Source organism: Xanthocytophaga agilis (assembly GCF_030068605.1).
Taxonomy (GTDB): Bacteria; Bacteroidota; Bacteroidia; order Cytophagales; family 172606-1; genus Xanthocytophaga; species Xanthocytophaga agilis.
The window spans coordinates 20,648-44,881 of the sequence record NZ_JASJOU010000014.1 but is presented as its reverse complement, the minus strand read 5'-3'; the positions used below and the strand labels follow the sequence as shown (position 1 = coordinate 44,881).

General features: G+C 40.2%; 18 protein-coding genes and 1 riboswitch. Of the genes, 14 read left to right on the top strand and 4 right to left on the bottom strand.

The window, feature by feature from the left end; genetic code table 11:
• Positions 1-20: 20 nt before the first annotated feature.
• From QNI22_RS30020 to QNI22_RS29980, 9 genes are all read left to right on the top strand, one after another.
• Positions 21-1,253: an ABC transporter substrate-binding protein gene (locus QNI22_RS30020; RefSeq protein WP_314516691.1), complete on the top strand. Its 1,233-nt coding sequence runs from the start codon at positions 21-23 to the stop codon at positions 1,251-1,253.
• On the top strand, positions 1,250-2,335 hold the full coding sequence (locus QNI22_RS30015) for a FecCD family ABC transporter permease (protein ID WP_314516689.1): 1,086 nt from the start codon (positions 1,250-1,252) through the stop codon (positions 2,333-2,335). Before QNI22_RS30020 ends, QNI22_RS30015 begins: the two co-directional genes overlap by 4 nt.
• On the top strand, positions 2,332-3,375 hold the full coding sequence (locus QNI22_RS30010; protein ID WP_314516688.1) for an ABC transporter ATP-binding protein: 1,044 nt from the start codon (positions 2,332-2,334) through the stop codon (positions 3,373-3,375). Before QNI22_RS30015 ends, QNI22_RS30010 begins: the two co-directional genes overlap by 4 nt.
• Before the next feature lie 34 nt (positions 3,376-3,409).
• A riboswitch (cobalamin riboswitch) is annotated at positions 3,410-3,612 on the top strand.
• 124 nt (positions 3,613-3,736) lie between these two features.
• On the top strand, positions 3,737-5,929 hold the full coding sequence (locus QNI22_RS30005) for a TonB-dependent receptor (protein ID WP_314516687.1): 2,193 nt from the start codon (positions 3,737-3,739) through the stop codon (positions 5,927-5,929).
• A 69-nt stretch (positions 5,930-5,998) separates the two neighbouring features.
• Positions 5,999-6,577 (top strand): cob(I)yrinic acid a,c-diamide adenosyltransferase, encoded by a 579-nt coding sequence (locus QNI22_RS30000; protein WP_314516686.1) that lies wholly within the window; start codon positions 5,999-6,001, stop codon positions 6,575-6,577.
• A gap of 517 nt (positions 6,578-7,094) precedes the next feature.
• Entirely contained in the window at positions 7,095-7,502 is a 408-nt protein-coding gene (locus QNI22_RS29995) for a hypothetical protein (protein WP_313987856.1), read from the top strand.
• A 337-nt stretch (positions 7,503-7,839) separates the two neighbouring features.
• The gene (locus QNI22_RS29990; RefSeq protein ID WP_314516683.1) at positions 7,840-9,957 is read left to right on the top strand and encodes a sensor histidine kinase; all 2,118 of its coding nucleotides are present in this window, start codon (positions 7,840-7,842) and stop codon (positions 9,955-9,957) included.
• A gap of 165 nt (positions 9,958-10,122) precedes the next feature.
• On the top strand, positions 10,123-11,400 hold the full coding sequence (eno, locus tag QNI22_RS29985) for a phosphopyruvate hydratase (protein WP_314516681.1): 1,278 nt from the start codon (positions 10,123-10,125) through the stop codon (positions 11,398-11,400).
• Between the two features lie 4 nt (positions 11,401-11,404).
• Positions 11,405-11,773, top strand: a complete 369-nt coding sequence (locus QNI22_RS29980) for an FtsB family cell division protein (RefSeq protein ID WP_314516679.1) — start codon at positions 11,405-11,407, stop codon at positions 11,771-11,773.
• A 127-nt stretch (positions 11,774-11,900) separates the two neighbouring features.
• On the opposite strand, the gene QNI22_RS29975 is transcribed toward QNI22_RS29980, so the two are convergent.
• Positions 11,901-12,107, bottom strand: a complete 207-nt coding sequence (locus tag QNI22_RS29975) for a hypothetical protein (RefSeq protein ID WP_314516677.1) — start codon at positions 12,105-12,107, stop codon at positions 11,901-11,903.
• Positions 12,108-12,299: 192 nt separating this feature from the next.
• On the opposite strand from QNI22_RS29975, the gene QNI22_RS29970 reads away from it, so the two are divergent.
• The 4 genes from QNI22_RS29970 (at position 12,300) to QNI22_RS29955 (ending at position 20,105) form a co-directional block, all read left to right on the top strand.
• Positions 12,300-12,797, top strand: coding sequence for a low molecular weight protein-tyrosine-phosphatase (locus tag QNI22_RS29970; RefSeq protein WP_314516675.1), 498 nt, complete (start codon positions 12,300-12,302; stop codon positions 12,795-12,797).
• Positions 12,798-12,836: 39 nt separating this feature from the next.
• A complete protein-coding gene (locus QNI22_RS29965) occupies positions 12,837-13,724 on the top strand; it encodes a fructosamine kinase family protein (RefSeq protein ID WP_314516673.1) in 888 nt (295 codons plus the stop codon).
• A gap of 224 nt (positions 13,725-13,948) precedes the next feature.
• On the top strand, positions 13,949-19,396 hold the full coding sequence (locus tag QNI22_RS29960) for an alpha-2-macroglobulin family protein (protein WP_314516672.1): 5,448 nt from the start codon (positions 13,949-13,951) through the stop codon (positions 19,394-19,396).
• Between the two features lie 127 nt (positions 19,397-19,523).
• Positions 19,524-20,105: a tetratricopeptide repeat protein gene (locus QNI22_RS29955; protein ID WP_314516670.1), complete on the top strand. Its 582-nt coding sequence runs from the start codon at positions 19,524-19,526 to the stop codon at positions 20,103-20,105.
• Between the two features lie 2 nt (positions 20,106-20,107).
• On the opposite strand, the gene QNI22_RS29950 is transcribed toward QNI22_RS29955, so the two are convergent.
• Positions 20,108-20,545, bottom strand: a complete 438-nt coding sequence (locus QNI22_RS29950; RefSeq protein WP_314516668.1) for a DUF3592 domain-containing protein — start codon at positions 20,543-20,545, stop codon at positions 20,108-20,110.
• A 108-nt stretch (positions 20,546-20,653) separates the two neighbouring features.
• The gene (locus QNI22_RS29945; protein ID WP_314516666.1) at positions 20,654-21,769 is read right to left on the bottom strand and encodes an AI-2E family transporter; all 1,116 of its coding nucleotides are present in this window, start codon (positions 21,767-21,769) and stop codon (positions 20,654-20,656) included.
• 226 nt (positions 21,770-21,995) lie between these two features.
• Between QNI22_RS29945 and QNI22_RS29940 the strand changes: the two genes are divergently transcribed.
• Positions 21,996-22,328, top strand: a complete 333-nt coding sequence (locus QNI22_RS29940) for a hypothetical protein (protein WP_314516664.1) — start codon at positions 21,996-21,998, stop codon at positions 22,326-22,328.
• 80 nt (positions 22,329-22,408) lie between these two features.
• On the opposite strand, the gene ettA is transcribed toward QNI22_RS29940, so the two are convergent.
• Positions 22,409-24,076 (bottom strand): energy-dependent translational throttle protein EttA, encoded by a 1,668-nt coding sequence (gene ettA, locus QNI22_RS29935; RefSeq protein WP_314516662.1) that lies wholly within the window; start codon positions 24,074-24,076, stop codon positions 22,409-22,411.
• Positions 24,077-24,234 lie beyond the last annotated feature (158 nt).

The window sequence follows — 24,234 nt, the reverse complement described above, 5'->3', positions numbered from 1 at the left end:
GAAGAAAGGCGCATGTATTCATGAAAACAAAACAAAACCTAACCCGAAGCAGCCACAAAAGGATTTTGCCGCTGTCTTCACTGGTTCGCTGTTCATGTTGGCTGGTAGCTCTCTACTGTCTGATAGGAATGTTGACCAGTTGCCGTTCCTCATCTCAATCGGATACTGTAGAGGAAACCACTGCGAACCAGCAAAACTATTTTCCAGAGAAAGTACAGATAGAGTATGCCAAAGGATTTACCCTCCAATACTTCAATCATTACAAGATAGTGCATATCTTCAATCCTTTTGAAGCGAAAGGAGATACAGCACGTTACCTTTTGTTACAACGTGGCACCCCACGTCCTGCAGGCTATGATCAATATCACAAAATTGAGATACCTGTCCGTAGTCTGGTTGGTATGTCGTCTATGCATGTAGGTCTGGTCAGTTTTCTTGATGCGCAGAATACATTAGTTGGACTGGGCAATCTGAAATATGTTTCCTCACCAGAAGTACTCAAACGAATTGCCAAAGGAGAAATTACAGAAGTTGGCAACGATCAAGCTATCAATGAAGAAAAGCTGATTGCGATGCATCCTGACCTGGTTATGACAGTAGGAAGCGCAACAGCCCGGATGGATCACTACAAAACCCTTACAGATGCAGGACTTCCTGTGCTGATTAATTCTGAATGGGTAGAAACTACTCCATTGGCACGTGCTGAATGGGTGAAACTAATGGCAGCCTTACTCAACAAAGAAGCACTGGTAAATGAAAAGTTTGTAAAAATTGCACGGGAATATAAACGGTTGTCAGACCTAACCCGCAATGTGAAACATAAGCCAAGTATCATTACTGGTATGACATACAAGGATACTTGGTTTCTTCCAGATGGTGATAGCTACATGGCTCACTTTTTTGAAGATGCAGGCACAGATTATCATTGGCGAAATGAGAAAACTACAGGTAGCCTACCTCTCAGTTTTGAAGCTGTGTATCCGATAGCACTGGAAGCTGAATACTGGCTCAATGTAGGATTCATTGATACCAAACAAGATATTCTGGCCAAAGACAAACGATATGGGGACTTTACCTCTTTTAAAACAGGCAAAGTCTATAATTATAACAAACGAACTAATGAACAGGGAGCTAATGATTACTGGGAGTCTGGTGCGGTAAGTCCTCACCTGATACTGGCAGATATGATTAAAATACTTCATCCGGAATTACTGCCTGATCACGAACTGGTGTATTACAAACAGGTACAATGATTTCCAATACTGAAGCTAGCCGTACTATGTCCAAATCCCATTCCTCCTTCCGGAAGATCGTGGTGAGTTCGTTAATTCTGCTCATCATTGCAGGCTTTCTGCTGGACATTATGCTGGGCTCTGTGTCTATTCCTTTTCGGGAGGTAGTACGTATTCTGTTTGAGCAAACATCCGAACAAACAGCCTGGCTTTATATTGTCCAGAAGATCCGTATTCCCAAAGCTATTACAGCTGTGTTGGTTGGATGTGGCTTATCTGTAAGTGGTCTCCAGATGCAAACGTTGTTTCGCAATCCACTGGCAGGGCCTTCGGAACTAGGTATTACAGCAGGAGCAGCACTGGGAGTAGCTGTTATTATGCTTTCCAATGGACATATTACCAGTATGCCTGCTATCCGGCAACTGGGCTTTTCTGGTAGCTGGTTGATAGTGGTGGCAGCTTCAATGGGTTCGGCTTTGGTTTTATTTCTGGTAGTATTGATTGCAGGACGTATACGAGACAATGTAGTATTGTTGATTGTAGGGGTTATGATTGGAACCATTACCCTGTCTGTCATTAGTATATGGCAGTATTTTAGTCAACCTGAACAGTTACAGGAATATATACTATGGACATTCGGATCATTGGGCGGGGTAACAGAATATCATTTATATGTACTGACGGGTACAGTAGTAGTGGGGCTGGTATTAGCATTTGCCTCATCCAAAGCATTGAATGTTTTGTTATTAGGTGAAAATTATGCCCGAAGTATGGGCTTGACAGTAGGTTGGGCACGAGCCATTATTCTGGCAAGTACCAGTCTGCTTACTGGTAGTATTACAGCCTTCTGTGGACCTATTGGCTTTATTGGTATCGCCGTACCACAGCTAACACGTTCGTTATTCAATACTTCCAATCATCGGGTATTGATTCCCTGCACTTGCCTGATTGGTACATTGTTAATGCTAGCCTGTGATATTATTGCACATATGCCAGGTAGCCAGACAGTATTGCCGATCAATATAGTGACATCACTGTTGGGTGCTCCTGTTGTGATATGGATTATTGTGACCCGAAGCAATCTAAGAGCATCCTTTGTATGACAGCAAGAAAATCTATACTCACTGCTGTCGATTTGTCAATTGGCTATCGTCTATCTAAAGGGCAAACATATAAAATAGCTGGTCCTTTACAGCTGAACTTATGGCAGGGAGAGCTGGTATGCCTGCTAGGCCCAAATGGGGCAGGTAAGTCTACGCTGATGCGTACACTTGCAGGTCTACATCCTGCGCTGGAAGGTTATATTAGTATTACCAATTTACCATTGTCTGATTTAAAACCCCAGGATTTGGCTCGAAAACTAAGTATGGTACTTACAGAACGAGTAGAAGCAGGAAATCTGACAGTCTATGAACTAGTAGCATTGGGGCGTTACCCCTATACAAGCTGGCTGGGCAATCTCACAGCAGAAGACGTGATCAAGGTATATGAAGCAATGGATGTGATAGGTATAACAGCCTACCAACATCGTTCTATTCAGTACCTGAGCGATGGGGAACGCCAAAAAGTAATGCTGGCCCGTGCCTTGGCACAGGATACGGATATGATTATGCTTGATGAACCAACAGCCCATCTGGATTTACCCAGTCGTGTGGAAATGATGCAATTGCTGCATCAACTGGCAAAGAAAACCCAGAAAGCTATTCTGCTCTCCACTCATGAACTGGACTTAGCATTACAGGCAGCAGACAAAGTATGGATCTTACTACCTGATGGCAGCTTAGAGGTGGGTACACCTGAAGACCTTGTACTCAAAGGAGCCTTTGAATCAGCCTTCGCCCGCAAAGGACTTCACTTTGACCAAACAACAGGAAGCTTTGTATTACATAACGATAGCCAGGGTCCTGTCATTGGACTTAGTGGTCATAAGGATTTGGTATTCTGGACACGTCGCGCACTACAACGGGAAGGTTTTTGTATCGAAACAGACCAGACAAGTGCATATAGAATAGAGGCTTTATTTACTAACAATCAACCTGACTGGACTCTTTATCAGAACGGAATTTCTGTAAAATACAACTCTATGGCTGAAGTGCTAGCTGCACTTCAACTATGGAAAAAACAAATAAGTACAATTACCTGATACTAATTTAAATCAAAAATACCAGTAGAAGCTTGTTTAGCTTTCACATACAGGTGTTTACCTCTTCGATCTGATCAGGTAGACTTAAAAGGGAATCCGGTGCAAATCCGGAGCAGTCCCCGCTGCTGTAATCCTGTTTACAAAGCTTTTGATATACTATGTCACTGTCTGTTATCAGATGGGAAGACAATCAAAAGTCAGGAGAGCCAGAAGACCTGCCTGGATGAAATTTACACCCGCTGAGCTTTCGGGAGAAAAGTACAGTGCATAGTACTCATCATCAATCTATTATTAAGATTGAAGTGATATGCCTGTCCTTGCGTTCAGCTCATTGTTTTTATTCATTTAATTAAATTGAACTGTGAACTTAAGGCTATCTATTATTCTATTTATATTCGCTGTTATTCTGTTTCTTGTAACTGTTCAATCAGGTATTGCTCAACAACAGGTAGCTGATTCTATCCGGTCTTATCAATTAAAAGAAACAGTAGTTACGGCAACCCGTTCTTCTATAGAAAAAGAACGAATCCCTCAGCAAATCGATATTATCTCCCAAAGGGATATTAAACAAACATCCTTTATAGATGCTATAGATCTGGTAAAAAAGAACTCTTCAGTCAGTGTATTGCAGTATCCTGGTTTGCTGGGAGGTGTAAGCATACGGGGATTTCGGCCTCAGTTTAGTGGAATCAATCAACGGACACTGTTACTGATAGATGGTCGCCCGGCAGGTACCGTAAACCTGGCAACCATTGATCCGGGTAGTATTGAACGTATTGAAGTACTTAAAGGACCAGCCTCTGCACTCTATGGAGCTCAGGCAATGGGTGGTGTGGTGAATGTCATTACCCGAAAATCAACAGATAAAATTCACTCTTCTCTTTTGGCAGACTATGGTTCCTATAGTTCCTTACGTATTGGTGGTCAAACGGGAGGCAATCTGACAGAGAAGCTGGACTTTGATTTGTCTTTTCAATCCTTTAGTCGCAATGATGACTATAAAACCGGAAAAGACAACTGGTTGCGCAATGCACTTCATGGAGGTACGGCCATCAAATATTATATAAAACAACCTGCTACTGAAATCAATGACAGCCGTGGTGATGGAATCCGCAGAGATTATACACAACTGAGTTATTATTCGGGTTCACTACGGGCAGGTTATCAGCTTACTTCCAACTGGCGTCTGGATGTTCGGGGAGAACGTTTTCTGGCACGTGGTATAGAATCACCTAGTGACATTGAATATGGAAATACCCAGCCTAGTACCAAAGACATTGGTCGGGCAAATGGCGAAGTAAGTCTGGCTGGCACAATGGGCATTCACCAGCTTAGCCTAAAGGGGTATACTGCTCAGGAAACATCTGATAATTATACACTCGAAAATAATGGTGTAAAAATACCACCTTATCGTTCTTACCAAAGTCAATCTTCCTGGAAGGGAATACAGGTAAAAGATGTACTGAAACTAGGTATTCATCAACTTACTCTGGGTATAGACTATACCAGTGTATCTATTCAAACACATTCCTATTCCAATGATACGACAGAAACAAGACCTTACAGTCCTAACTATGCATTACGCTCAACAGCCATTTATGCACAAGGTCAGTTTTTCTTCCTGAGTAACCGCCTGACAGTAACGCCAGGCCTCCGGTTTGACAGAATTACATTTGATGTAAAAACGACTCCACTTCTTACTACCTATACGCCAGGCAAAGAAACCAATCCTTTTCTCAGTCCAAGTTTGGGTGCACAATACCAGATTATCGAACCACTGAAAGTACATGCAACTATTGGTCGTGCGTTTGTGACTCCGGATGCCTATCAGGTAGCTGGATTTTCTCAATCAGGTAGTAATAAATCTGTTGCGATTACCCAAGGCAACCCAGATCTGACCAATGAAAACAGCATCACCTGGGATGCAGGAATCCGATTTGTTAAACCTGCTATTGGACTTACTGCAGATATCACCTATTTCTCTACAGTAGTACAAGATCGTATTACAAGTCGTACTACTCGTTATACAACACCTGAATTTACTACCAGTGGAGATACAGTCAAATCCCGAACAACCTATGTAAACGCGAATAAAGGTGAGATACGCGGTCTGGAAGCAGAGGTAGCCTATGACTTTGGGGCATTGAAAGAGTATGCTTACTCATTGCGTGTATTTGCAAACGCTACTTCGATCTCCTATGCAAAGGAAATCACCGTAGCCACAGATGGTACTACAACTCGCAAAGACATTTACAATGTAGCATCGCTTACTATGAATTACGGTATTGAATACAATAACCTCAAAGGTGCTTCTTTACGACTCAGTGGACGTTATGTCGGTCATCGAAAGGATACAGACTATAATGATTTGTTATATCCGGAAATTCAGTATCCGGTCTTTATGGTGATTGATATGGCAGCATCTTATACCTATGCCCATCAGCACACAATAAGTCTGCTGGTAAACAATCTCACAGACGAAAACTACTATGAAAAACGAGGCTATAATATGCCAGGCAGAAATTTCACATTGCGTTACAGTTTTACCTTCTAATATAGAATTAAAGTTATAAGAGAATGGTAATCAATCTCTTATAACTTTACTATTAAATTTCACAAAATCATGAAAATATATACACGTAAAGGAGACAAAGGTACTACAGGACTTTTCGGAGGCAAGCGTGTGGACAAAGACGATGTCCGCGTTGAATGTATTGGCACACTGGATGAAGTTAATTCAACTATTGGGCTACTTCGTGTCAAACTAGGTTCTGAGCATGAGTGGCAGGCAAATCTGCATAAAATTCAGAAAGATATGATGGATATGATGTCACATCTGGCCCGCCCTTCGGATACAAAAAAAGTAAACACGAATCCTATACCTGAGGATGGCGCTGAGTTTTGTGAGAACTGGATTGATGAGTTAGAATCAAAGATGACCTCTCCGTCAGACTATTTTTTACTACCAGGTGGTAATGAGATCTCCGCTTTGTGTCATATGGTCCGTACCCAGATGCGTCGTGGTGAACGTAGCCTCACATCATTAATTAAAACAGATGAGGTACATGAGGCAATACCTGCCTATATCAACCGGCTATCTGACTTGTTTTTTACATTAGCCAGAGCTGAAATGGACAAAGCAGGAGTAGCAGAAGAAAAATGGCAATTATTCCTATACAAACGCTTTAAAGATAAAGCCTAATGATCAGGAAAAGTCCAACAGGAATATATTTCTGTAAGACACCTTTTATTCGGAACAATTCTCCAAATTGGACAGACCCCAGTATATCTTTTGGAATTTCTTTCTTTTTATTGTTTTTTTCTCTTTTTGAAAAGAGAAAAAAACAATACTTTTGTACCCATCTTTGTGTCCAATAAACTCTCGTATCAGGTAACATATTAAGCAGTTATACACTTCTAATCCTTCTTCGATATACTTATATCAAATAAGCGTAAACATACTTGCATTATCAGGAGAATCCAATTCTCTGAATCTATCTGATGTTTTCACTAAACTGTTGCATTTTTATGCAATGAATATTCCTGTATAGTATGTATGAATTCACTTCATTCATATAAGATAATGCGCACTTTACTAGTAAGTTATAGTGAAAAAATATAGTTGAATCCGAACTTTATTTCGGATAAATTTAAGACCCCGTTATTTAGTAAATCTAATCATACTCAACATCACACAAACAAAACAATGGTTTAATCCTATGACTAAGCAACTGAGTAGACAGTTAATTACATTGGAGCAGTGGCAGGATATTTTTCCTACACAATGGCGCAGAATCCAACATCGTAAATTGGATCATATGTGTCAAACGGTTGAAAATTTCTACAAGCAGACTCTCGATATAAGACTGCTGTTTGATAAAGATGGTCAATCCACCTTTTTCCGAAACGTATACTATCAGGACGCATCTATCAAGGTAGGAGATATTACTCTACGTTTGGAAGCAAGATCAGGCGGCTATCAATTAGGAAAGGATCCTGTTAGAAAGCTATCTGATTTTATTCAGGCTCTTACTGCTCAAACTGGAAATACACTTCAGTGGCAGGATGAAGTATGGGATGTGCTGGAAAAACGTAAAAGTCGTATTGAACAGGCATCATCCAAATAAAATTATTCTCTATCAAAAATCGGATCAAGGTTGCTTATACAATCTGTTGTTTGACATTTTAATTTGTAAATGATTCATTATACAATAACAATGTAAAGGATCTGCTTTAAAAAGGATTAAAAGTATAGAAAATAAGCCTTGCCTGGCATTCACCGGACAAGGCTTATTTTCTATACTTTTTTTTCTTTACTTTACAGAAGTATCTGAGAAACAAATATACAATCAGTATCTGTTTTATTATTTTTCCATCCGGTTTCTTCAATCAGACGCGGAGAGTGACAAAGACATACTTTATCAGGCAAATCCATTCCATATTGTTTACCTTATCATTTATATAATGGAGGCAGCTCTGCATTTCTCCAAAAGAATAACACTATTTGTTAGAATACTGGCAAGTATTACCATTGTACTTGCTATTCTTGGTCTCATAGGCTGGCTATTTAACTACTTACCTCTACGTACTTTCTTAATCAGCAATGCTGTAATGAAAGTCAATACAGCAATTTTACTGATTTTAGCAGCAGGTAACCTTATTCAGATGGCAGGTAAGAGACCTTATTTCTGGCTAGTGCTTCTTTTGTCCGGAATTATTGTACTGATTAGCATTGCCATTATGCTTGAACACTGGCACATTCTTGCATTGAATCTGGATGAGTTGCTGGGAACTGATTCCAAAATAGGTTCCTCCTCTCCAGGCAGAATATCCATTGCAGGCGCAATCTGTTTTTTCTGTATTGGAATAGCCTTTCCCTGTTTTATTTACAAAAGGTATAGGGCAGGCCATATACTTTCCATTATTGTATTTTTGACTGGCTACCTGATCTTTCTGGGACATCTGTTTCAGATCAATGACTATTACGATTTCAAAAGCTATTCGGCTATGTCTGTGCATAGCAGTTTTGCATTTCTGTGTCTAGCCCAAGGGCTCCTCCTTTTATATCCTCAACATGGCATTGTATCTATCGTTACAGGTCCTTATCTGGGTAATCTGATGGCCCGTTATGTATTTGGTATTGCGATGCTAGGAGTTCCACCCATTATTGTACTCTATCTGTACGGACTCAATCAGAACATATATACTCCTGCCATGGGAGCGTTGTTTATCCTGATATTCTTTTTTACTACTATTTTCCTAATCTATCATTTTATTTTTTCCAAGGTAAACCGCTTGGATCAGGAACTTCACAAAAGATATGAACAATTATTGTTAGGAGAAGAACTGAGTCAAGTTGGAAGTTATGAGACTGAGTATAAAAATTTTACTTTTCGAGGCACTCCACAACTTTACCGCATCTTTGGCTGGCCAACTGTACTAGCCTATACAGACAGCTCTCTGGATCTTTTGTATAAGATTATTCATCCGGATGATGTAGAGCGTGTCAGGATAGTTGTGGACAAGGCCCTTAAAGAGATTGCCCCCTATAGCATAAATTACAGAGTAATCCTTCCGGATGGGCAACTAAAATATATTTATATCAAGGCTCGTGTATATAAAAATCAGGATGGTATTTTATGTGCAAAAGGCACTGCGATGGATGTAACAGTGACCAAACAACAGGAGGCTCAATTACAGGAACTTAACCGTGAGCTAACCTTGCGAAATGAAGCAATACAATCTACCAATGAAGAATTACAGGTGATGAGTGAGGAACTAAGTTTAAGTAATGGAGCCTTACGGGTAAGCAATGAAGAACTAACAGCGTTAAAAGCAGATCTTGAGTTTAAAGTTTCTGAACGAACAGCACATCTGGAAAGAACACTTTCCGAACTGAAACAGAGAAATGAGGAACTGGATCAGTATGTATATAAAGTATCACACGACATCCGCTCTCCGGTAGCCTCTATTGCAGGTCTCCTTAGTTTGATAGAGGCAGAATCTGATCTGGAGAAGAAACACCAGTATATTCAGCTCATAGGTAATCGGGTAGATAGGCTTGAAGAATTTATCAACTCAATCCTGAACCATTCTCGTAGTTTGTTTAATGCACTGGAGTATAAACCCGTTTCCCTAAACAAAATAATTCAGCAATGTCTACACGAACTGGAATATTATCCTGGCTTTGACCAAGTTCAGGTTGTCATTGATATGCCAGCATCAGACATCATTCAAAGTGATGAACTTCAGTTATTAATTATCTTTAAAAACTTATTATCTAATGCCATCAAATACCACAATCCCCGTACTGAAAGCAAAGTATGGATATGTGTGAGTTATACAGATGAGTATACAAACATTCAGATACAGGACAATGGAATAGGCATTGCGCCGGAATATCTGGGAAAAATATTTCAAATGTTTTTTCGTGCTACCCAACGAGCAGATGGGTCAGGGTTGGGCCTTTATATCGTGCGACAGGCAGTGGACAGACTTCATGGAAAAATTACAGTACAGAGTGAAGAAGGCAATGGCACAAAGTTTACTATTGTCCTGCCAGTTGCTCATGCAAACTCCTGAGAGGAGATAGCGGTACCAGAATCTACCTCTAAATCGAGGAAATTACCTACTAATTATATTTTTTCTTTGAAAATCCTGTAGTAAGTTCTAATTTTCGCCCGCCAAAATAGTATCTCGTTAAGCAGAGAGAGTTCAATATTTTGTATCACCAATTTAACCTTGATCATGACTTTTATTGAAGAAATCAGAGCCAGACAAATTCTGGATTCCCGTGGCAATCCTACTGTAGAAGTGGATGTAATCACTGCAAATGGAAAATTAGGCCGTGCGGCTGTACCATCAGGAGCATCTACGGGAACCCACGAGGCCGTAGAATTGCGCGATGATGATAAAAAAGTATATGTGGGCAAAGGTGTATTGAAAGCCGTTGCCAATGTAAATGAAATTATTGCAGAAGAACTGACTGGTTATTCTGTATTTGAACAAAATATGCTGGACCAACTGATGTTGGAACTGGATGGCACTCCTAACAAAGGTAAATTGGGAGCTAATGCCATTCTGGGCGTTTCTCTGGCTATTGCCAAAGCAGCAGCACAGGAAGCAGGCTTACCACTGTTCCGTTATCTGGGTGGTGTAAATGCCAATACTCTTCCTTTACCAATGATGAACATCCTGAATGGAGGTAGCCATGCGGATAACTCCATCGACTTTCAGGAATTTATGATTATGCCTGTAAAAGCCGAGACCTTCTCTGAGTCTTTACGTATGGGTGTAGAAGTATTCCATAACCTGAAGAAAGTATTGAAGGATAAAGGAATGAGTACTAACGTAGGAGATGAAGGTGGTTTTGCTCCTAATATCCCTTCTAACGTAGGTGCTATTGAAGTAGTATTACAGGCTATTGAGAAGGCCGGTTACAGACCAGGTGAAGATATCTTCATCGCACTGGACGCAGCCAGCTCTGAGTTCTATGATGCAGACAGCAAAACATATCACTTCAAAAAATCTACAGGAGAAAAACTGACGTCTTCTCAGATGGCTAACTACTGGAAAGAGTGGGTTGATAAATATCCTATCCTTTCCATTGAAGATGGTATGGCAGAAGATGACTGGGCAGGCTGGAAAGAACTGACAGACTTGACTGGTAAAAAAATCCAGTTAGTGGGTGACGATTTATTTGTAACAAACGTAACTCGTCTGCAAGATGGTATCAATCAGGGCGTTGCTAACTCTATTCTGGTTAAAGTAAATCAGATTGGTTCATTGACTGAGACTATCAATGCGGTAAATCTGGCAAAACGCAATAAATATAAGAGTGTAATGTCACACCGTTCCGGAGAAACAGAAGACAGCACTATCGCAGATCTTGCAGTTGCTCTGAATACTGGTCAAATCAAAACGGGTTCAGCATCTCGTTCTGATCGGATGGCAAAATACAATCAATTGTTACGTATCGAAGAAGAACTGGGCAATACAGCTTATTTCCCAGGCATCAACTTTTAATTTATTGTTACTGGCTACAGGTATTCTACCTTGTAGCCAGTATTTCTCAGAGCTTCGTGTTGTAGATTATTGTTCTATGCCTGTTAAACTCCCCCCCTTTACCCGCAACTTTTATTTTGCTACCTCTGCGGTCTTCCTTGTATGGATGCTGTTATTTGATACCAATGACATGATTTCTCAGTTCAAACTCTGGAGACAGACAGTTGAACTGGAAGAACAAAAAAAACACTATGTAAAAGAAGTATTAAAAGTAAAGAAAGAACGTGAAGAGTTGATGGGAAGTCCCCGATTGCTTGAAAAGTTTGCACGGGAACGCTATCTAATGAAAAAGAATACAGAAGATGTCTTTGTTATTGTAGAAGAAAAGGAATAATCTTACCTAACAAGCACTATAAGCCCTCTTACTTTTATCTATAAGTAAGCTAGACAAGACAATCCTATTACCCCACTCTTTTGAAGAGGCATATATAGTCCAATCAATACCCTAAATTTAGTTTTACTTATCGAGCAACTGTGTTATCCGCATTCTCCAAACTTACATTTTTAAGCCATTCAGGAGGAGGAGTATTACGGTTTGTGCGCTTTTGCAGAGATTGTCTCTTATCAGATTTAACGGACTGATCCTTGTATGACCTTCCGATCAGTAATAACGTAAAAAGTAAAAAAATACCAGATAAGAAGAACAGATTTGTATTTTTTCTTTCCATAATGGTTTCTAAAATCATACATTTGCTTGAAATGTGGCGCAAGGTAAATAGAAATACTGAAAAAAAGATTGCAAATCAACAAAAAACTGTCTCTGATAATATATTTAAGTAATAAATAATTATTAGCAAGTTTGTAGTGAAACAGGTGGAAAACCAGCTATATCCCTTGTCTCATCCAGCGATGTTTTATTCATGGTAAAAATATTATTTGTTTGTCTAGGAAATATATGCCGTTCTCCTCTTGCAGAAGGCATCTTTAACCATCTTGCTTTGAAAAAAGGCTTGCAGAACGTTCTTATTAGTCGTTCAGCGGGTACTGCTGATTATCATATTGGCGAACCTGCCGATCGTCGCACCATTAAGGTAGCACGTAAGCATGGTATTGAGATCCACCACGCGGGAAGTCAGCTCAGTGAGAATGACTTTCAGGAATATGATTATATTGTGGCAATGGATCATTCAAATTATCTAAATATTACACGGCATCCAGGCTATATTTCCAGTCGGGCAGTAGTAGTGATGATGCGAAATTTTGATACAGCAGCCTCAGATCTCAATGTCCCTGACCCATACTTTGGTAGTATGGATGGTTTTGAGCGGGTATATCATATGTTGATGAAGGCCAATGAAGGCTTTATTGAGTTTCTGGTTGAGAAACATCATCTCAATAAAACTTCAGGAGAACAATAGCTTTCTTACTATCCTCTTCAGCTAAACATATTCTGGCTTATGGATTTTCGTGGTTTACATGAAGAGTATATTCAATTTTTGGAGACAATCTTTTTTACAACCCTTGGTAAGGAAGTGTCCATATTGGAGTATCAGTTTCTATCTGGTGGATGTATCAATCAAACTATACAGGCAACTACCAGTGCCGGGACTTTTTTTGTTAAGTGGAATGAAAGCATGGAGGAGGATTTTTTTGCTTGTGAAGCAAAAGGATTAACTCTATTAAAAGAAGCCGGAGAAATATCTGTTCCAGAAGTGATAGGATATGGTCAAAACGGACAAAAAACCTATCTGATACTGGAGTTTCTGCCCTTCACGTACGCCAAAAGTAACTATTGGGCAGATCTTGGAACTTCTCTGGCCCGTTTGCACACACATTCTCAACCAGAATTCGGACTTTCCTACCCCAACTATATTGGGTCACTCCCACAAACGAATACTGCCTATACCAATGGAGTTGACTTTTTTATAGAGTGTCGTTTAAAGCCACAAGTGGGCCTGGCAGTTTATAATCAACTTATGCCTCAGACACTCTATACTAAATTTCAACATCTTTACACCCGATTGCCAGATATCTTTCCAAACGAAAAACCGGCACTTCTTCATGGAGATCTCTGGCATGGCAATGTGCTGATTGGTAAAGATGGTTATGCCACCCTTATAGATCCTGCAGTGTACTATGGTAACAGAGAAGCCGAAATCGCTTTTACGTATCTATTTGGAGGTTTTGAGCCTGATTTTTACGATGCTTATGTTGAAGCTACTCCATTAGAACCAGGCTTTACAGAACGTAAAGCTATTTATAACCTGTACCCGCTTCTGGTACATTTGAATTTGTTTGGCTCTGGCTATCTTTCTGGAATAGAACAAACCTTACAACCCTTCTGAAAATCTTTTTCCGATAAAATAGTTGTATTCCGACAGCTAAAATTACCATAAAACATACAAGCTGAAGGTATTAGTTTCTATTAATACCCACACGAATTTCATTTCAGGTGTGGATTGCAATATTCTGAGAACCAGCAAAAAATAATCGACGGTTTCTTCTTGCAAAACCTCTGTTTTTTTCTGTAACTTTTCCCGCTTTTTATTCTACACTCATTTTAACCACTATGAAACAAAACATTGGTGCCCTCTGGATGTTGGGCGTCATTTTTCTGCTTATTTCCTGCAGGGGCAATAAAGTAGAGATTAACGGACGCAACTTTCAGGATGAGATTGCCCAGCAACAAAATCTCATATTTACTTTCTCTCATGATCTGGTAGGTGACACTCTGATAGACAAATGGGATACTACTCACTACATTGAATTTGAACCACATGTGCGTGGCAAATTCAAATGGACAGCCCCTAATGAGTTGTCGTTCTCTCCTGATGCAGGCTTTGCACCCAGCACTGACTATGAAGCCAAAGTAACTGATGATCTCACCAGCCACATAAAGACGCTGGATAAAGAGAAACAAGAAAAATTGTCAGTTGGAAGTATTGAGCCCATTAAGTTTCATACACCATATCTGAACCTGGCAGGAACAGATATGTACTGGGTGAAAAATAGTGAGGGAAATACAGAACTACGTTTTAATGTCAATTTCAACTATCGGGTCAACCCTATGCAATTGGGAAGCCTGTTAGCTATGAATATTGATGGCAAGAATGTTACAGCCAAAGTTTTGAGCACTGAAATTGCCTCTGCTATTCCGGTAGCAGTAGTACAAGGTGGTGCAAACTTTGACAAGAAATCTGTTCAGCTTACTATCCGGGAAGGCTTAAAATGCGCTGAGAGTGCTTATACAACACCGAAACCACTGGAATTTAAAACAGAAGCACCAGACAAAAGCGATTTTCAGGTAGTACAGGTGCTCAATGAATATGAATATGAAAAAGGAGTGATTCGGGTGTATACTAATCAAACTGTAGAGGAAGGAGATATCCAACGACACATTACTCTCTCTCCATCTGCCAGCTTTACCATTGAAAAACAGGATTATGGATTTGATATCAAGGGTAGTTTTAAAGAAGGTAATTATGATTTGATTATTTCCAAACGGCTTAGAGGTATTTTCGGAGGATCACTCAAAGAAGATTTTACTCAGGTAGTTGTATTCGGAGAAATGAAGCCAACCATTGCCTTTACACATAAAAAATCCATCTATCTATCCAGTAAAGGTAGTAAAAACATAGGTGTACGTATTATCAATGTGCCAAAGATTGAGGTTAAGATCTTTAAGGTATATGAGAATAATATCAATGCCTTCTTTAACCAGAACAGCTATGACTATTCCTATGAATATGAATCTGATTATGGTCCTTCGTATTATTTTGATGAATATGCTAGTCCATATGGAGACATTGTCTATGAGAAGAAGATCCTGACTAATACACTACCTAAGGGCAATGGCGTCCACTTATTAAATCTGGACTTTGCCCAGTTTGATGATTTCAAGGGTATCTATATTGTGAAAGTGCGTTCAGATGATGAACAATACCTGCAAGCCACACAATTGGTCTCTATTTCAGATATTGGCTTTATGGTTAAGGAAACGCCTGACGAAGTGTATGTATTTGCCAATTCGATTCTTTCCGCTCAACCGATGACAGGAGTTAAGGTGAATCTGGTAAGTACTAATAATCAGGTATTGGCAACAGGAGAAACAGATGGAGATGGAGTAGCCAAGTTTGCAGACATCCGGAAAAAGTTTCCCAAATTCAGCATTGGGATGATTACGGGTACTGTCGATAAAGATTTCAATTATTTGCTCTTTAGTCAGACTTCTGTAGGTACTTCCCGTTATGAAGTAGGGGGTATTCATGAAAATCTGTCAGGCTATCAGGCTTTTATTTATGGTGATCGGAATATATATCGTCCGGGAGAAACCATCAATCTGAATACTGTAATCCGGGATGGCAAATGGAAAAGTGCAGGTAACATTCCGGTTAAAGTCCGGATTGTTCTTCCTAACGGCAAAGAATACATTACCCAGAAAGGCACACTTAATGATCAGGGTGCATTCTTAACCTCTGTAAAACTTCCGGTTAGCGCCATTACCGGAACCTACAATGCAGAGGTGTATACATCCAATGATGTATTGCTTACCAGCCGTTCCATGAGTATTGAAGAATTTATCCCTGATCGCATCAAGGTAACAGTTAAGACCAGCAAGCCTTTTGTAAAATCAGGAGACGAGCTTATGGCAACAGCTACTGCAGTAAACCTGTTTGGTCCTCCGGCAGCTAACCGCTCCTATGAAATGGCCTTTAACCTGACAAAGAAATACTTCTCTGCTAAAGAATATCCAGACTATATCTTCTCTCCTGCCAGTGAAAAACCTTTCCGTTTTGAACAGGATGTGCGCCAGGGTACTACCAATGACGAAGGTATTGCAGAAGAGTCCTTTACTATACCAGAAGATTTTCAGGATATAGGGGTACTGGAAGGAAGCATATTTACCACTGTATTTGATGAAACCGGACGACCAGTAAACCGTGTCAGCCGCTTTGATGCCTATACTCAGGATGTGTTCTATGGAATGAAACTGGCAGATTCGTATGTAAATACAAAAGAACCCGTACAACTACCACTGATTGCTGTAAACAAAGATGGTAAAGCATTGCAAGGTGTAAAAGCGCACTTGCAGGTAGTAAAGTTAAACTGGCAAACTGTATTACAAAAAAATGATTATGGACAGCTTAGCTATGTATCGCAAAAGAAAGAACAGGTACTGATAGATCGTTCTATTACCATCAATGGCACAAGCACCAACTTTAGTTTTGTACCAAGCGTATCCGGAGAATACGAAGTTCGCCTGATGCGGCCAGGTGCAGAAAACTATATCTCAACAGAACTCTATGCGTACGGATGGGGAATGACAGCCAATACTTCATTTGAAGTAAACCGTGAAGGACAAATTACTATTGAGACAAATAAAACGGCCTATCAGGTGGGTGAAACAGCCGAAGTGTTGATGAAAACACCATTCCCTGGCCGGATACTGGTGAGTGTAGAACGCAATCGTGTGTTTGAGTACTACTACGTCAATACAGACAAACGGTCGGCTAAAATCAGCATCCCAATAAAAGCAGACCATCTGCCTAACATGTATATTTCGGCTACTCTGATCAAGCCACTGGATGATGGCGCAATGCCATTGACAGTAGCCCATGGCTATGCAGGAATAACAGTAGAAGATCCGGATCGTAAAATGCCTGTTGAGATTGTGGCCTCTGCCCAGTCTCGTTCGCAAACAAAGCAGACGATTACAATTAAAACCCGTCCGAATGCGGAAGTTACGCTGGCTGTTGTAGATGAGGGTATTCTTCAGTTAACCAACTACAAAACACCTGACCCACATGGTTATTTCTTCCAGAAGCGGGCGTTAGAAGTAAATGCATACGACTTGTATCCACAATTGTTCCCTGATCTGAGAGTAAGCAAAAGCAGTGTGGGTGGGGATGGTGCTGGTCTGGAAAAACGTGTCAACCCCTTAACTAACAAGCGGGTAAAACTGGTATCCTTCTGGAGTGGCAAACTTACGGCTGATGGTAGTGGAGAAATCACCTATACGATTGATGTACCTCAGTTTTCAGGAGATCTGCGCATCATGGCAGTTGCTTATAAGGATGATGCATTTGGTTCTGCTAACATCAATATGAAAGTAGCAGATCCAGTAGTCATCAGTAGTTCGCTGCCACGATTCTTTAGCCCTGGTGACCAGTTGGAAATGCCGGTAACATTGAGCAATACGACAAATAAAGCAGGCAGCCTGACAGCTAAAGTAAAAGTAACAGGTAATTTATCTGTAGAAGGAGAAGCATCTCAAACTGTCAATGTAGGTCCTAATAGCGAAGGCCGTGTAACTTTTGCGATCAATGCAAAAGATGCTGTTGGTGCCGGACAGGTGATTGTGGAAGTAAATGGATTAGGAGGAACCTATACTGAGAAGAATGATATTACTATCCGTCCGATTCAGTCATTGCTTAAACGTAATGGCTCGGGTGTAGTGGCAGGTAGTACTAAAAACTTCAATCTGACTACTGATTTTATTCCTTCAACCACTACTGGTAAGCTGGTAGTGTCCCGTTCACCGTTGGTACAGTTTGCCGATGATCTGGATGAATTGTTGTGGTATCCATATGGTTGTGTAGAACAAACGACCTCTACAGCATTCCCTCAGCTCTATTTTGCAGAACTGAGCAAATCGCTTTCCAAAGGCAAAGCCAATGCCACACAAACATCTGTAGCCAACTACAATGTTCAGGAAGCCATAAACCGACTGCAAACATTTCAGATGTATAACGGAGGATTAAGCTACTGGCCGGAAGGTGGACAGGCAAGCTGGTGGGGAACAACCTATGCAGCTCACTTCCTGATTGAAGCCCAACGTGCCGGATTTGATGTGAGTGAGACATTCCTGGATAAAATCCTTTCTTTCTTGCAACAGAAAGTAAAGCAGAAAGACCTGGAGGAATATTTCTATTACAATGCATCTAACACACGTCAAACTAAACAGATTGCGCCAAAAGAGATTGCTTATTCCTTGTATGTACTGGCCTTAGCCCGTCGTCAGGATGTACCTACCATGAATTACTACAAGGCAAGTAAGGCATTGCTTGCCATTGACTCACGCTATCTGTTGGCAGCAGCTTATCAGATGTTAGGTGATGGTACTTCTGCTAAAAACATTGTTCCGTCAGCTTTTTCAGGAGAGCGATCTGTACAGGCTCTTGGTGGTAGCTTCTATTCTTATATTCGTGATGAGGCGATTTCATTGAATGCACTTATTGACAGCGATCCTAAGAACCTGCAAATCCCGATAATGGCAAAACATTTGTCAGAACAGATGAAGCAGAAATCATATATGAATACACAGGAACGTGCCTTTGGCTTACTGGCTCTGGGTAAATTGGCGAAAGGCTCTAATGCTGCCAATGTAACGGGAGAAGTAAAAGCAGGTAATACATCATTAGGAGAAGCAGGCGAACAGGATCTGGTAGCCAGCAAGGGTGTAATTAATCAGACTATCAGTATATCACCGAATGGTTCGGGTAGCTTGTATTACTTCTGGCAAGCAGAGGGATTAACCCGAAGCAGCACAGTGAAAGAAGAAGATAGCTTTCTGCAAGTACGTAAAACATTCTATGACCGCTTTGGCAATCCTATCTCTGGCAATTCATTCAAACAGAATGATATGGTAGTGATTAAGATAACTCTGGCAACAACAGATGGTTCTACTGTACCCAATGTGGTCATTACAGATATGTTACCCGCTGGATTTGAAATTGAAAATCCACGCATCTCAGAAGTACCGTCCATGAACTGGGCAAAGGATGTCACCAATCCTGAATATTCGGATATCCGTGATGACCGGATTAATCTGTTTGCTACAGCAACCAGCTATCCACGGAACTATTATTATGTAGTGCGGGCTGTTTCTACAGGAACCTTCCGTATGGGCCCTGTACAGGCTGACGCTATGTACAATGGTGAATATCATTCCGTAAATGGAGCTGGACAGATTAAAGTAGTGAGTCGCACAAATGATTCGGATAGTACAGGTAATTAATCCTTCCGATAAATCTGCTCTTTACACAAACAGGCAAGTCAATTATGATTTGCCTGTTTGTTTTTTAAGGAAGTTATTATTTATATATCTTAGACCACCTTATGAATTAAAACAGGTTATGTAGTCTATGAAAGGAGAAACCAACCAGAATGCACTTCATCTTATCAAATTCATTTATTTAACTCCATTATTACTATTGCCATTCTTATCTCAGGCTCAGAATATATATCCTCAAAATCATAAAAAAGCGGACAGTTTATTTTATTGGGCTAACGCTACTCTTAAATGGATGTTACCACCTCCAGATACAGCTATTACAATAGCTATCCAGGCTTATACAAAGGCGATTCAATATGATACAACTCATTGGTCAGCTTATCGAAACCGAGCCAGACTTTACCTCCAGAGAAGCGAATATCTGAAAGCTATTAATGATCTTACTAACAGTTTATGTTATGCCCCTCCTGGCCACACAGAACTTCATTCTATGTTAGCAGAAGCATACTATCATACTGAAGATTATAAAGCAGCAATTATAGAGTGGGCAATCTCCATAGAAGATCTCCCTAATGTCGAGAGCTTCTGGATAGGACTAGCTAAATCCTATTGGAAATTAGGTCAACGTCAGAAAGCATGTGTGTATTTTCAAAAAGCTGTTGCTATTGATAAAAGAGCACTGGAAGATAAAGGATTTCTGGAATGCAACTGACCTTATTCTACTATTTTCAGCCCAGTCCAATACCATAGTAGTATTGCCAGCCCTGCTAGTATTACTCCAACTACACTGTATTTAATACTTGTACTAACTATCTCCTTCCTCTCAAATACCACTGCTAGTTCAGGTTGTCCGGGAGGGTACAGCATCTGTATTCGTTGTCCTACTAAATAGTTTCTATACTCACTTCCATATAATGTAAAAGCCATCGTTTGATTTGATCCGATTTCAAATTCAGCAACAGGTACAGTGTATTCTCCTCCTTCGCGATCGGCAGTATCGCCATTCCAGCTGGCATTCACGACTTTTGTTATTTGTGCCTCTACCCTACTATATGTTTTCGCTTTTCGTATCCATCGTATCTGTGCCAGAGCGACAAGAAATGCTGCCACACTTCCAACTATACATATCCCAAAGAGAACGATTACAACCATAAAAAAGTAGAACAGATAAAACAGTATTGACACTAAATAAAGGGGAATTTCTCATTTTCAGAAATTTTCAGATTATCTATTGTAAATACAGAATGCAATCTGTCGCCATCATTTCTTCTGGAACCAGCTTTTTATTGTTTTTCCCGTTGTGTTAAGGAATTTCTTGATTCCATTCTCTTTCTTCTCCTCTTCACCAATCAGATAGGCATATGGTTGTAAAGACTCTACATTGTCACAAACAATTTTTGTAATGCCTAACAACGGAATGGCCAGGATCATGCCGGGTATCCCCCACACCATCTCCCCTGCTACCAATCCCACAATGGTAAACAAGGGGTTGATATTTACAGCGGAACCCACAATCAGAGGTTCCAATATATATGATTGTATAAACTGTACCAATCCATAGGTAATCAGAATCCCTATAATAGTATTGGTATTACCTCCCTGCACCAGAGACATAACAATGGTAAGTGTGGTACCCGTCAGATTTCCAACAAAAGGAACGATTTCCAGAATACCACAGAGTATAGCAAAAAAGAGAGCATTCTTTACTCCCACGACGGTAAACCCGATCCCATACATCACCCATAGAGACACAACCATCATAGAAAGTCCGCTCAAATACTTTTGTGTCACCTGTTGCACATTATTTACAATTTCAAGTGCTTTGGGTTCTTCCTTCTTCGGAACCAATCGTATAATAAAGCCTTTCAATCTGCTGCGGAAACAGATAAGCAGGAAGATATACACCAGTACCAGAATAGTATCTGTCAACACACCACCTAATCCGGCAAGGAAACCAGTGACAAGAGAAGCAAGTTTTCCAGGAGAAGAAGCCTGTTGTTCTTTGATCATTTTTTCCTGTTTATCAGGTGAAATACCCAACTGATCTGTAATAAGCTGCTGAACCTGATGGTATCGTTCGGTGACCTGCTTTTCAATCTGAGAAGTATTTTTGGCAAGATCAGATACCTGCAAGCTGATCAGAAAAAAGATCAATGCAAAAAAACCTACCAGTAGCAATATCGAAAGTACAATTGCAACAACTTCATGAATACCTTTATCTCTTAGCCATTTTGTAAAAGGCAATAAGAGCATAGCCAGTAATGCAGCAAATGTCAAAGGTATCAGGAAAGGTCTTGCATAGACCAGAATAACAACAATCAACACTAGGATTGCCAGTATACTAACTGTTTTGGTTAATCGTGGATAATTATTCATACCGAGTAGAAATAAATCTATCTCAGAAATAAGTATACCAGGCTGTAGTATAAATAGAGTTTCTACATTTTGGGTATGTTTTCACCATATATCTCTGTCTTCCTTTCTACACATTCTTCCTGAATATCCTATTTCCCTACAACAACTTACAGGACGGTAATTATTCTAAAGTTACATTTTCTACTCCAAACAGATCAAGAAACAATACTAACCCAAATACACTCGTATGAAAATTAAAAACACAGAAGGTCTTACCGTACAGGATATTCTAGGAGAAATTCAATATGGAGGCAAATTTGTATACTTCGAATTTACAGTCTCCATTCTTGTTATGACATTTAAGAAACCTACTGATATCTATTTTATCAGAAGTGGCGAATCCCATTGGGGGAAAAGTCTCCCATTTACCCTACTTTCTTTATTTCTTGGCTGGTGGGGATTCCCCTGGGGCATTATCTACACTCCAATGGCTTTAATTACAAACTTATCAGGAGGTAAAGATGTAACTCAACAGGTTTTACAATCCATTTCAAGTTCACCCGTAGATTCTATAAACTAGCATACAAAACCTTACTTAAAGTATTTCCATAAATGAAAAAAGCGTATGATAATCATACGCTTTTTGAGTATATATTGTAATTATACCAGCTTTTTATAACGGATGCGATGAGGAGTAATATCACCAAGACGTTTTCTCTTGTTCTCTTCGTATTCAGAGAAGTTTCCTTCAAACCAGTATACCTGTGAATCTCCTTCAAAAGCCAGGATATGTGTACAGATACGATCCAGGAACCAACGGTCGTGAGAAATAATTACAGCACAACCTGCAAAGTTTTCCAGACCTTCTTCAAGCGCACGCATGGTGTTTACATCCAGATCGTTGGTAGGTTCGTCAAGCAACAGCAGATTACCACCATCTTTCAATGTCATTGCCAGATGTACTCGGTTGCGTTCTCCCCCTGACAGGGCACCTACTTTCTTTTCCTGATCATTTCCGGTAAAGTTAAAGCGACTCACATAGGCACGGGAGTTTACCATACGTCCGCCTAACATCATCTGCTCTGTACCTCCAGTAATAGTCTCAAATACACTTTTAGTGGGGTCCAGTTTGTCATGTTCCTGATCAACGTAGGCAATTTTTACTGTATCTCCTACTTCAAATGTACCTGCATCTGGTTTCTCCTGATTAGTTATCAGTTTGAATAAAGTTGTCTTACCAGCACCATTAGGTCCAATGATCCCTACAATTCCTGCCTGAGGTAAAGAAAAATTCAGGCTTTCAAATAACAGTTTATCACCAAACGATTTAGCCACATTCTGAACCTCAATCACTTTTGCACCTAACCGTGGTCCTGGCGGGATAAACAGTTCCAGTTTATCTTCTTTCTGTTTTGCCTCTTCACCAAGCAGTTTATCATATGCCTGCAAACGAGCTTTGGATTTAGCTTGTCTTGCTTTTGGTGCCATACGTACCCAGTCCAACTCACGTTCCAGCGTTTTCTGGCGTTTGGATTCCTGCTTTTCCTCTTTAGCTAAGCGGTCTTTTTTCTGTTCCAGCCAGGAAGAATAGTTTCCTTTCCATGGAATACCTTCTCCACGATCCAGTTCCAGAATCCAACCTGCTACATTATCCAGGAAGTATCGGTCGTGCGTTACAGCAATGACTGTCCCTTTGTAATGTTGTAAGTGTTGTTCCAGCCACAAAACGGACTCTGCATCCAGGTGGTTGGTAGGCTCATCCAGCAACAATACATCAGGCTCTTGAAGCAACAAACGACACATAGCCACACGACGTTTTTCACCACCAGATAAGTGCTTGATCAATGCATCGGGTGGAGGACAACGAAGAGCATCCATGGCTTTCTCCAGCTTATTGTCAAGATTCCATGCATCTACTGCATCCAGCTTCTCCTGTACCTGAGCCTGACGAGTCAGTAACTTGTCATAATCAGCATCCGGATCGGCAAATTTTTCATTGATCTCGTCAAACTCTTTCAGCAGATCCACAATTTCTTTGGTTCCTTCTTTTACAACGTCAATGACAGTCTTTTCAGGATCAAACTGAGGTTCCTGCTCCAGCATACCTACTGTATAGCCCGGAGAGAATACTACCTCACCCAGATAGTTTTTATCTATCCCTGCAATAATTTTCAGCAAAGTTGACTTACCAGATCCGTTCAAACCTAAGACACCTATTTTGGCACCATAGAAAAATGACAGATAGATATCTTTCAGAACCTGCTTGTTGGTAGACGGGTAAATCTTGCTTACCCGGTTCATAGAAAATATAATTTTCTCGTTACTCATAATGCGTTCTCCTAAATAGGTTAATATACGTTTGTTTTGAAAAACAGCTCAGACCTTCTAAAGGCAAATATGTAGATTTTAATGGTATTCACTACTCCTTGATTAGCAAGCAGATACTACGATCACAAAGAAAAGATCGGCTATTTTCCTTTTTTTAG